The sequence below is a fragment of the Sulfuricurvum sp. genome (genome assembly GCF_028688295.1).
In the GTDB taxonomy this organism is placed as follows: Bacteria; Campylobacterota; Campylobacteria; order Campylobacterales; family Sulfurimonadaceae; genus Sulfuricurvum.
In genome coordinates this window covers 1-11,613 of sequence record NZ_JAQTYM010000068.1, presented here as the reverse complement: position 1 = coordinate 11,613, position 11,613 = coordinate 1, and the positions used below count along the sequence as shown (strand labels likewise).

General features: G+C 43.1%; 12 protein-coding genes, 2 tRNA genes and 1 pseudogene. 5 read left to right on the top strand and 10 right to left on the bottom strand.

What is annotated here, in order from left to right:
• Positions 1-276 (top strand): TonB-dependent receptor (locus PHR02_RS11355; RefSeq protein WP_299992173.1); only part of this gene is annotated, 276 nt, incomplete at its 5' end.
• A 31-nt stretch (positions 277-307) separates the two neighbouring features.
• On the opposite strand, the gene PHR02_RS11350 is transcribed toward PHR02_RS11355, so the two are convergent.
• The 10 genes from PHR02_RS11350 to gyrA form a co-directional block, all read right to left on the bottom strand.
• Positions 308-382, bottom strand: a tRNA-Asn gene (locus PHR02_RS11350).
• Positions 383-408: 26 nt separating this feature from the next.
• A tRNA-Asn gene (locus PHR02_RS11345) sits at positions 409-483 on the bottom strand.
• Positions 484-540: 57 nt separating this feature from the next.
• The gene (locus PHR02_RS11340; RefSeq protein WP_299992172.1) at positions 541-1,479 is read right to left on the bottom strand and encodes a radical SAM protein; all 939 of its coding nucleotides are present in this window, start codon (positions 1,477-1,479) and stop codon (positions 541-543) included.
• Entirely contained in the window at positions 1,480-2,520 is a 1,041-nt protein-coding gene (hemE, locus tag PHR02_RS11335; protein ID WP_299992171.1) for a uroporphyrinogen decarboxylase, read from the bottom strand.
• Between the two features lie 8 nt (positions 2,521-2,528).
• Entirely contained in the window at positions 2,529-3,056 is a 528-nt protein-coding gene (locus PHR02_RS11330) for a YqhA family protein (protein WP_299992170.1), read from the bottom strand.
• A 1-nt stretch (position 3,057) separates the two neighbouring features.
• The gene (locus PHR02_RS11325; protein WP_299992169.1) at positions 3,058-4,086 is read right to left on the bottom strand and encodes an aspartate-semialdehyde dehydrogenase; all 1,029 of its coding nucleotides are present in this window, start codon (positions 4,084-4,086) and stop codon (positions 3,058-3,060) included.
• Between the two features lie 69 nt (positions 4,087-4,155).
• Positions 4,156-5,313: a sigma-54 dependent transcriptional regulator gene (locus PHR02_RS11320; protein ID WP_299992167.1), complete on the bottom strand. Its 1,158-nt coding sequence runs from the start codon at positions 5,311-5,313 to the stop codon at positions 4,156-4,158.
• 13 nt (positions 5,314-5,326) lie between these two features.
• Complete coding sequence (locus tag PHR02_RS11315; RefSeq protein ID WP_299992165.1) at positions 5,327-5,581, bottom strand: hypothetical protein; 255 nt, start codon at positions 5,579-5,581, stop codon at positions 5,327-5,329.
• Between the two features lie 101 nt (positions 5,582-5,682).
• Positions 5,683-6,141: a hypothetical protein gene (locus PHR02_RS11310; RefSeq protein ID WP_299992163.1), complete on the bottom strand. Its 459-nt coding sequence runs from the start codon at positions 6,139-6,141 to the stop codon at positions 5,683-5,685.
• 50 nt (positions 6,142-6,191) lie between these two features.
• Positions 6,192-8,672: a DNA gyrase subunit A gene (gyrA, locus tag PHR02_RS11305; RefSeq protein WP_299992162.1), complete on the bottom strand. Its 2,481-nt coding sequence runs from the start codon at positions 8,670-8,672 to the stop codon at positions 6,192-6,194.
• 147 nt (positions 8,673-8,819) lie between these two features.
• Between gyrA and PHR02_RS11300 the strand changes: the two genes are divergently transcribed.
• The 4 genes and pseudogenes from PHR02_RS11300 to PHR02_RS11285 all read left to right on the top strand — a co-directional run.
• Positions 8,820-9,158 carry a P-II family nitrogen regulator gene (locus tag PHR02_RS11300; RefSeq protein WP_299992160.1) on the top strand — a complete coding sequence of 113 codons (339 nt, stop codon included), beginning with the start codon at positions 8,820-8,822 and terminating at the stop codon, positions 9,156-9,158.
• Between the two features lie 280 nt (positions 9,159-9,438).
• Entirely contained in the window at positions 9,439-10,767 is a 1,329-nt protein-coding gene (locus PHR02_RS11295) for an ammonium transporter (protein WP_299992159.1), read from the top strand.
• A 10-nt stretch (positions 10,768-10,777) separates the two neighbouring features.
• Complete coding sequence (locus tag PHR02_RS11290; RefSeq protein WP_015654392.1) at positions 10,778-11,116, top strand: P-II family nitrogen regulator; 339 nt, start codon at positions 10,778-10,780, stop codon at positions 11,114-11,116.
• 92 nt (positions 11,117-11,208) lie between these two features.
• Positions 11,209-11,613, top strand: a pseudogene (locus PHR02_RS11285) (ammonium transporter); the annotation flags it as partial.

The window sequence follows — 11,613 nt, the reverse complement described above, 5'->3', positions numbered from 1 at the left end:
TATCCACTTACTGAACGACTCGGTGTCAATACTACATGGTATTATAATGGACCTAAGCGTGGGTATTTACGTGAGAATGGTGATATTCGTACCTACGGCTCTACGATGCTGGTAGATGAAACACTCTCCTATAATTTGGATGATTTATCTATGGTAACGTTCAGTGTCAAAAATCTCTTTAACGAGTCAGTAATTTATCCCTCTTATGATGCAAAACATGAGGGGATACATCGTGAAGGTCGTAATTGGTTAATGACGTATGAGAAACAGTTTTAAATGGATTTTTAAAAGATAAGTGCATAGGAAGTGGCTCCGAATGCTGGATTCGAACCAGCGACCAAGTGATTAACAGTCACCTACTCTACCGCTGAGCTAATTCGGAATGTAACAATGGAGAAATCTTAAAAATGGCTCCGAATACTGGATTCGAACCAGTGACCAAGTGATTAACAGTCACCTACTCTACCGCTGAGCTAATTCGGAATCTTTAAGAGGGCGCAATTATACGCTATGTTAGGTTGGATGTCAATAAAAATGGGTTTATTTAGAGCGTTTTCGATCAATATTTTCGATTGGGACGAAAAAAATGATATTAGAGCGCTCAATTTGAGCAATTTTGCCGTGATGGAGCAAATTTTCAAAGCGTTTTTTGGACGGAATATCGAACAGAGCATTGATATCATCCTGCGTGAGAGGACGTTTATCCAAGGTTGTTAGGATATCCTCGTCGCTGAAAGGACTCGGAGTTGCAGAGGCATGCGTACGGGATACGATATGGATTGGTAATACAGGATCAAAGCGGTGTGCTAAGGCATGCAGCTCCTCAAAACTAAGACCCTGAACCGTATATGCGGGAGGTCGATCAATCGTACCGATATCGATACGCTCACATCGGATACCCTTTAGCGCATGGTTAAGTGCTTCCACTTCACTAAGAACGTCATTGATCCCTTTGACAAACAATATCTCTAAAAACAATTTCCCCTCAAATTGTTGTGAAAATCGGGTGATGCTTTCGATAATCGTGCCGATCTCTATCCCCTCAGCAGGACGATCGATTTTTTTAAAAACATCGGGTGTTGCTGCATCGAGAGAGAGTTTGACTTGGTCGAGTTTTAAGAGGGTATCAAATACGATAGGATCACTTAAGCAGGCACTGTTTGAGAGGATCAGCGTTTGGATATTCCCTTTGATCGTATCGAGCTGTTCGATCAGTTCAGACAAATACGGATACATCGTTGGCTCGCCGTTAGCGGTGATCGTAATGACATCGATATCGGGGTGTTTAGAGAGAGCTTCTTTTAAATCGGTGATGATAGTCTCGACCGGTGTTACGGTATGTTGGTGTGCCATTGCGGCAGCAGGGGAAAGTTCACAGTAAAGACAGTCAAAGTTGCATTGTTTGGCGGATGAGGAGAGATCAATCCCGAGCGACGCACCGAAACGGCGTGAGAAAACGGGACCGAAAATAGTGGACATTTATTTTTTACTGACTCTCTGACATTCACGAACGAAGTGTTGAGCATTTTCAACCGGAACGTCGGGGAGAATCCCGTGACCGAGGTTGAAGATATGGCGTTTTCCACCCATAATCTCTTGGATCGCTTCGACACACGCGGTTGTTTGCTCTTTAGAGTACAAACGACACGGCTCCATGTTTCCTTGAAGGACGTAACGATCTCCCAGTTTCTCTTTCGCGAGTGCCATCGGAGTACTCCAATCAACTCCGAATACATCGAAATTACCATACACTTTATCCAAAAAGGCTGGGATCCCTTTAGGGAACATGATAACGGGGACATGAGGATATTTTTCTTTTAAATACTCAGCGATTTCAACCATATAGCTCCATGAAAACTCATCATAACGTGATGGTTCGATGGCTGCTGCCCAACTGTCGAAGATTTGGACAACATCGATCCCCGATTGGATCTGTTTTTCCATATACAGTTTGACCACATCGGTCACTTTTCGGAGGATTTTATGGAGAAGCTCAGGGTTAGAGTACATCATTTTTTTACAGATGTTATAGGTTTTAGTCCCTTGCCCCTCGATCATATAAGTGGCTAACGTCCACGGTGCCCCCGTAAATCCGATGAGGGCTTTGTTATCGTCACGCGCATCGAGCTGAGAGCGCAAGATTTTGATGGTGTCGTAAACGTAGGTAAGTTTACCTGCCGCTTCTTCGCCACCGATAAGCTCATTTAAATCTTCCTCAGAAGCGATCGGTTTTTCGAAAACGGGACCTTCCCCTTTGATGAAATCTAGTTGCATCCCCATTTCGTTCGGAACGACCAAGATATCGCTGAACAAAATCGCTGCATCGACATTGACGATATCGATAGGCTGGATGGTAACTTCTGCTGCCATATCAGGGGCATGGCAAAGGTTGAGGAAGTTTCCGGCACGTTTGCGTACTTCCATGTACTCTGGCAAATAGCGTCCCGCTTGGCGCATCATCCATACAGGTGTATAAGGAGTTTCTTTACCGAAACACGCATCAACAAATATTTTAGACATGGTATTCCTTAGTGTTCATGATGACCGACTTTACTAAGAAAGTAGAGTCCTACGGCTACTGCCGTGATGGAAAGGGCAAGATACAATAACTCTAGTGCTCCACTAAATTCGGTATGTCCCACTTTTTGGAAGAATCCGACGACGAGTACCATAACAATGACTTTCGAAATTTTATCTTTGAGCTGATCGAGAGAATGGACAGCGAGGAGTTGGTTTTCCTTTCCGTGTTCATCTTTTGCCGGATCGATATCGGAGATAAAGAGCTCATATAGGCCGAATGAGAAAATAATCATAACGACACCGATAAGGTACAAATCAACCGCACCGATAATTCCACCAACTACTGTTTCATGGAACCCCTCTGGGTGTGCATGGGTCATATAGGTATTGATAACATACGATGTTGTGTAATAAATATCAAAACTGGCAATCGCAAAGAGGACAACAGCTCCGAGCAATCCAAAAACAACAGCTAATATAATGATGAATCGTGAACTCCACAGTCCATTTTCAAATAATTTTTCGATAAAGTTCATATTATTCTCCTTGCATTTCTACCCATTTTTGGGCGATACGAACTGCATTCGTTGCAGCTCCTACACGGAGGTTGTCGGCAACAACCCATAAGTGGAGAACATTTTCACGGTAAAGGTCATTTCGGATACGTCCTACAAACGTCTCATTTTGATCCATACAAAGCGACGGCATCGGATAGATGCTTTCGCTTGGAGTATCTAAAACGATGATATTCGGTGCTTTGCTCAAAAGTTCGCGTGCTTCATTGGCATCCACAGCACCATCAAACGTGAGAGTAAGTGTTTCAGCATGACCCCGAAGTGTCGGAATACGGACACACGTTGCGCTCACTTCGATATCTTTGTGCATTATCTTCTGTGTTTCGTTCACCATTTTGAGTTCTTCTTTGGTGTAGCCGTTGTCGGTGAACGAGTCGATTTGAGGGATAGCATTAAGTGCAATACGGTGAGGGAATTTTTTCGGTTCCATGTCATCGAGTTTGAAGGCAAAAAAGGCTTGCATTTGCTCTACTAGCTCTTCCATTGCCGACTTGCCCGCACCGGATGTTGCTTGGTAAGTACTGACGTCGATACGTTGTAAATCATAGGCATCATCAAGCGGTTTGAGAGCTTGTACCATTTGGATGGTCGAGCAGTTAGGGTTAGCGATAATACCGGTATTTTTCCACTGAGCGATATCTTCAGGATTCACTTCAGGGACAACGAGGGGAATATCTTCAAACATACGGAAGTGACTGGTGTTGTCGATAACTACCGCACCTGCTTTTGCGGCATAAGGAGCAAATTCGGCAGAAACACTTCCCCCTGCACTAAAGAGAGCTATTTCAATCTCTTCTTCATCGAATACAGTAGGAGTTAACTCTTTGATTATTAGTTCTTTATCTTTGAACGTAACGGTATTTCCGGCACTGCGCGCGCTGGCGAGGGGAACCAATTTGGCTAAAGGGAATTCGATTTCTTCGAAAACACGTAAAATTTCTTCACCGACAGCACCGCTGGCACCGACGATGGCAACATTGTAAAGTTTCATAGGAAGCTTTCCTTGAGAGGGGATAGTATCGCCTCTGAATATTTTTCCGCGATTATATCGAATACCTACTTATATTCGACCTAAGCCTCGTGCTTCCAAAAAGAGATCTTCGGTATCGATAAGATTTCCATCACTTAAAATCGCTGAGCGTTCAACGACAGAGATTAATTCACGGATATTTCCCGGCCAGTTATAATGTTCAAGGGCGTTTTTTGCATTAGGGGTAAAAGATTTCGTTTCAAAAGCGTATTGAGTGCAATAACGCTCTAATGCGGCTCTAGCGATAGAGAGTATCTCTTCACGACGTTCTCTCAAAGGGGGGATATACAGAGGGATGGTATTGAGACGATAGTAGAGGTCTTCGCGGAATTTCCCATCGTTGATTTTTTCATCCAAATTTGCATTGGTTGCGGTGATAATTCGGACATTGATTTTGGTGTTTTTGGATGCACCTAAGCGGCGTATTTCACGCTCTTGTAAAACACGCAATAATTTAGCTTGAAGAGAATAGGGCATTTCAGCAATTTCATCTAAAAATAGCGTCCCCCCCTCAGCAAGTTCAAATTGTCCTATTTTGGCTTCGATGGCATCGGTAAATGACCCTTTTTCAAACCCAAATAGCTCACTTTCGATAAGATTATCGGGGATAGCTGCCATATTGATGGCGATAAAGGGTTTGGATGAACGGGTGGAAGTGTCGTGAATATGACGTGCAAATACCTCTTTGCCCACACCACTCTCACCCAAAAGCATAATGCTCGCATCGGTAGAAGCTGCCTTGCCGGTGCGACTTAGCAGCTTTTCTAGAGCGGGTGATGTACCGAGAAAAGATGTGTTTGAAAGGATAGGGGTGCCAACAGTGGATTTTGGTGTTTTTTTCACGATGTTTGCGGTTCGCTCTATTGCGGCGATTAGTGTTTCGATTTCAAATGGTTTGAGTAAAAAGTCTTTGACACCTAACTGGATTGATTCGATAGCACGGGTTAAGGTTGCATTTCCGGTGATGATAATCACCTCAAATTTCCCCCCTAAAGCTTTTACAAATTCGATACCGTCCATCCCCGGCATATTGATATCACTGATGATGAGTTCAAAGGTATCGTCGAGTTTTTTGAGGGCGTCACGAGGATTTTTAAAGGTATGAACCTCGTATTTTTCATAATCTGCCATCGCAATTTCGAGCGATTTGCGCATATTGATATCGTCTTCAACAATCGCAATTTTCATCTGCACCTACCCATTATTTAGTAGCTGTGATTGTAACAGACTCATCATTAAACTCGACTGCATAGCAGTATGTCGGGAGTGTTAGTGAATTGAGCGTTTGAGGGTTTATGGTTCTAAAAGTATCATTGCTTTTAATGTGCAATTCATGAGATGCTGCAAATTCTAAAAAAGCGGTTTGCTCACGGCGTAAGAGGGTGTGTAAGTTCTCAAGATTTAAACGCTCAAGAGTTATGGATTCGGATGGAGTAAAGGGGTGACACGGTTGCATCGCTTTAGATACAGAGAGTGTTTCATAAATGGGTTGGGTATTTTTAGAGGTAAGCCGATACCCTATATAGTAGTGATCGGCTCCAAAGGAAACGGTTGTGCTTATTGCAAGAAACGTGAATAAGAAAGAGCGATTTCCATTTCGACTTCGCACAGACCCTCTTTAAATGTTGTATTGGTCACATTAGCCCCTTTTACCAGTGCTTCGACAGAGGTTCGGGTACTTGATTGCACTAACATCATATTTTTGATAGTGTCTTGTCCCTCAACACGTACTCCGCGTACTTTTTCAGCAATTTGGCGATAGCCATCAGCAACAGCAGCACGTTTTGCGAGTGCATACGCTTGTGCAGGTGAAGCGGTGACAGAGGGGGCAACACCTTGACCTACAACGGTAATAACCAGTTCATTTTGAGATTTTAAAATTGGTTCAACACAATGACCATCAGTGCCACTGTAGACACATTTTATTTGGGGTTCAGAAGATGCATCGGTGGAAAAAAATCCCGCATTAAGTGCGGGAACGGTGAGAAGCAGTGCAAGAAGAGCAGAGATTCGCATTAGGGTTCCTTCGGGTAGGTTTGGAATAATTACTCAATACAGAGCAAATATTATTCCAATTCGAGCGTACCGTCTGTTCCTTCTACCTCTTCTTCATCTTCTTCTTTTTTTGGACAACGGGAAATGCTTGCTACGTCATCCCCTTTGATAATGTAAACACCGCTGGTATTACGTCCCGATTTTGCAATCGTTTGCATATCTACGCGGATCATTTTACCCGCTTTAGTAAGGGCCATCATGTCCATCGTCTCATCAACCATGAGACAACCAACAACGGTTGTTCCCGTTTTTTGATTGAGTTTCATCGCGATAACACCGGTTCCGGCACGGTTTGTGAGGCGATACTCTTCAGCGGTGGTGCGTTTTCCGATCCCTTTTTCACTCACCATCAAAATCTCTTCTTCATCTGATTTGATGATGTTGGCATCGACGACGACGTCCCCTTCGATTTTGAATTTAATACCGCGTACACCACGGGTACTACGTCCCTGATCACGAGTTTTTTCGATTTCGAATTTGATACATTGTGCGTATTTCGTTACGATAAAGAGGTATTTGGTCTCTTCATTTGCGATGTGTGCGGTAATGAGTGCATCATCATCATCGAGAACGATTGCACGAACACCGTTACTTCGGACATTCGAGAATTCGCTGAGGGCGGTACGTTTAACAACACCGTTTTGGGTGAAGAAAACCAGTGATTTACTCTCATCGAAATCGGTCGTCGGGATGATGGAGCGGATTTTTTCATCCGCTTCGAGGTTGATGAGGTTAACAACTGCTTTACCTTTGGCAGTACGTGATCCTTCAGGGATTTTGTACACTTTGAGCCAGTGGAGTTGTCCGCGATCAGTGACAAACATCAAGGTATCATGGGTGTTACAAGTATAGAACTTCTCGATAAAGTCATCATCATAAGTGGTTACAGCAATTTTACCTTTACCGCCTCGGATTTGTTTCTCATACGCTACCAATGGCACACGTTTGATGTATCCACGGTGAGAAATAGTAACAACCATCGGCTCATTCGGGATCAAATCTTCGATATTGATATCATCGTAGTTATCTTCAATATCGGTAACACGTGGAATATTGTATTGTTCAACAAGTTCTACAAATTCCCCTTTGATAATACTTTTGAGAACCTCTTCGCTTCGGAGGATTGATTCGAGGTAGTCGATGTGAGTCAAAATCTCTTTGAGCTCATTTTCGATTTTATCGCGCTCTAATCCGGTAAGACGCTGTAATCGCATATCCAAGATCGCTTGGGCTTGGATTGGAGAAAAGCCAAACTCAGAAATCAAGCCATTTTTAGCCGCTTCACCGTCATTACTCGCACGGATGAGTTTGATGATCGCTTCGATATGATCGAGTGCTTTTTTCAAACCTTCTAAGATATGAGCGCGGGCTTTTGCTTTTTCGAGATCGAAAATAGTACGGCGGATAATGACCGTTTTACGGTGATTGATAAAGTGACCCAACATCTCAAGAAGAGTGAATACACGAGGCTCTTGGTTGAATACCGAGAGCATGATGATCCCGAATGTCGTCTCCATATTAGTCGATTTATAAAGATTGTTGAGGACGATTTCGCTCATCGCATCGCGTTTAAGCTCAATAACAACACGGATACCTTCACGGTCAGACTCATCGCGGATCTCACTGATCCCCTCGATGAATTTGTCTTTAACCAAATCGGCAATACTTTCGATCAAACGTGCTTTATTGACTTGGTATGGGAGTTCGTCAATGACGATAACGTCTTTGTTCGATTTTTTCTCAATATGGGTTTTTGCACGAATGCGGATACGTCCACGACCGGTTTCATACGCATCTAAAATCCCTTTTTTACCATAGATTGTTCCACCGGTAGGAAAATCGGGAGCTTTGATAAACTGCATGATCTCGATAAGAGAGGTATTCGGGTTATCCATAAGATGAACCAATGCACTGAGTACCTCATTTGGATTATGAGGAGGAATATTGGTTGCCATACCGACGGCGATACCGCTTGAACCGTTAATGATAAGGTTCGGGACACGTGTAGGGAGGACTTCGGGCTCAAAAGTAGTACCGTCATAGTTCTCGATCATATCAACGGTATCTTTTTCAAGATCTTTTAGGAGTTCTCCCGCGTAACGGGTCATACGTGCTTCGGTATAACGCATTGCTGCTGCGCTGTCTCCATCGACTGAACCGAAGTTCCCTTGACCATCAACGAGCGGTGCGCGCATCGCAAAAGGCTGTGCCATACGTACGAGAGCATCATATACGGATGTGTCACCGTGTGGATGGTATTGACCGATAACATCCCCGACGATACGGGCAGATTTTTTATATTTAGCACCGGCTGAGAGGCTAAGTTTGTCCATGGCATAAAGGATACGACGGTGAACCGGTTTAAGGCCGTCTCGGACGTCAGGAAGTGCACGCCCGATGATAACGCTCATCGAGTAATCAAGATAACTGCTCTTGAGTGTGTCTTCTATATTAATGTCATTTATTTCGCTGTTGTCTAGCAGATCGTTCATGCGGTCCCCAAAAGTGAAGATAATATGGCTGATTATAGCCGAATGAGGCTTAAATTCTCAAAACCTGTTTTTTTAGTTTTAATTTGCTTAATTAATTAAATAAGGTTACAATTGTTCTAGATATTAGTGGTATGGAGTTCAGAATTTATGAAAAAAATTGAAGCGGTTATCAAACCTTTTAAACTCGAAGATGTAAAAGATGCCCTTGCCGAAATCGGAATTACCGGTATGACCGTGAGTGAAGTAAAAGGTTACGGACGACAAAAAGGGCACAGCGAATTGTATCGCGGTGCGGAATATGTAGTTGATTTTCTCCCAAAGATTAAAATGGAGATGATCGTCGATGATGAAATGGTAGATACGGTTGTGAATAAAGTAGTCGAAGCAGCTCGGACTGGAAAAATCGGTGATGGTAAAATCTTTATTAGCGATATTAGTCAAATCATCCGTATCCGTACGGGTGAAACGGGTAGCGAGGCTATTTAATATTTGATGTTACGCACTAAAACGAACTTGTCCGTTTTAGTGGCAGGGACAAATGTCCCTACAACCCCCTAAAGCTACCAGCATAAATACTGGAGATTTTTAAAGCTAACTACTTTCAATTTTGTTTGCCAACTCTCTTATCCTCTTTCCTTATAGTATAAAATCTTGCTGTTTTTTAATTCATCTCGTATATTGATTAAAAATTAATCAGTATTCTGCACTATTAGCTTTCGATTACTTTGTACAATGGTATCCGACATTCAAGTTATAAGGAGAGAAAATGAAAAAGTGGCTTTTAGCTTTATCGCTTTTGGGCGTATCGGCGTTTGCCGAAGATGCGGCAGCTGTTGTAGAACCGGTACTCAATTCGGGAGATACAGCATGGATGATGATGTCAACGGCATTGGTTATGTTAATGACTCCAATCGGTTTGGCATTGTTTTACGGCGGTATGACTCGCTCTAAAAATATTTTGAATACATTTTCAATGGTATTTGGTGCGTTTGCTGTAGCGTTTATCGCATGGGTTGTTGCCGGTTTCTCAATCGCGTTTGGAACGATGGACGGTTCAATGAACCAAGTAATCGGTGGTTTTGGTCATGTGATGCTCGGTGGCATCAGTTGGACAGAATTCGCAAGTGTTGATTTGGGTCAGCTTTATCCTAAATTTGTATTTGTAGTGTTCCAAGGGACATTTGCCGCTATTACTGTCGGTATTGTTGCCGGTTCTGTGATTGAGCGTATGAAATTCTCAACATGGATGGTGTTTGCCTTTATTTGGACAATCGTTGTTTATGCTCCGATTACCCATATGGTATGGGGTGGCGGTTACCTTTTCAACGAAGGTGCTCTTGACTTCGCGGGTGGTACGGTTGTTCATATGAATGGTGGTTTGGCTGGTCTTGTATTAGCTATTTTGATCGGCAAACGTGCTGGTTATCCAAAAGTAGCGATGAAACCTGCAAGTGTTATTTTGACAGCTGTCGGTGCAGGTCTTCTTTGGTTCGGTTGGTACGGCTTTAACGGTGGATCTGCATTTGGTGCAAATGCTATCGCTGGAGTTGCTTATTTGACAACGACTATTGCCGCAACGGTAGCTACGGTTACTTGGATTGTGGTTGAGTATGCAGTATTCAAAAAACCAACATTGTTGGGTGCGGCAACCGGTGCCATCGCAGGGTTGGTAGCTATTACTCCTGCTGCTGGTTTCGTAGGTGTATCAGGTGCTTTCATTATCGGTGCTGTGGGTGCCTTGATCGCATTCTTCGGGGTAACGGCGCTCAAGAAAAAATTGGGTTACGATGATTCTTTGGATGCATTCGGAGTACACTTCCTTGCAGGTCTTTGGGGTGCGATTGCTACTGGTATCTTCGCTCTTAATGACAAAGGGTTACTATGGGATGGTCCACTTAAAGCTTCGGATGACCGTATGGGACAAATCATGATCCAACTAGAGTCTGTTTTGGTTGTCGGACTATTCACATTGGTCGGTACGATCGTGGTTTACTACATTGCAATGGCATTGACTGGCGGTTCACGTGTTAACGAAGAACAAGAGAGCCAAGGTTTGGATGAGTCGGTACACGGTGAACGTGGCTTTAACCTATAAGGAGTAAATGATGAAAAAAATTGAAGCGGTAATCAAACCATTTAAACTAGAAGATGTAAAAGACGCCCTTGCTGAAATCGGTATTACGGGTATGACCGTGAGTGAAGTAAAAGGTTACGGACGACAAAAAGGGCACAGCGAGTTGTATCGCGGTGCTGAGTATGTAGTTGATTTTCTTCCGAAAATCAAAATGGAGATGGTTGTTGATGATGCAATGGTTGATCAAGTGGTCAATACGGTTGTAGAAGCGGCACGCACCGGAAAAATCGGTGACGGTAAAATCTTCGTAAGTGACATCAGCAAAATCGTCCGTATCCGTACGGGTGAAACTGACATTGAGGCTATTTAATCTGATTGATTAAATTTTAATCAATAGTTCTTCTCAAATCCATTTATTTGGATCTATAATGCACACCTTTATCTTCAAATTAAAGGTGCTGCATGGATACTGCCTACGTTATCGATACCCTCTTTGCTCTTTTTTCAATCACTTTGATTATATTAATGGTTCCTGGTTTCGCGATGCTCGAAGCAGGTTTAGTTCGTACAAAAAACGTCTCTAGTGTTTTGACGGTCAACGTCATGATCTATGCGGTTGCATCGATGGCGTTTATTTTAGTCGGGTTTCATTTGGCTTTCGGTGATTTTCACTCGAGCACGATGAGCCAATGGGCATTTTTTATGTTCCAAATGGCGTTTGTCGGTAAAGCGATTAACATTATGAGTGGAGGGGTGGGCGAGCGTACTCGTCTTTTACCGTTGAGCTTTTTTACCGTTATTATGGGTGGGCTGATCTATCCAACGGCGGTTAATATTAGTTGGGGAAGCGACTGGCTTAAAGATACA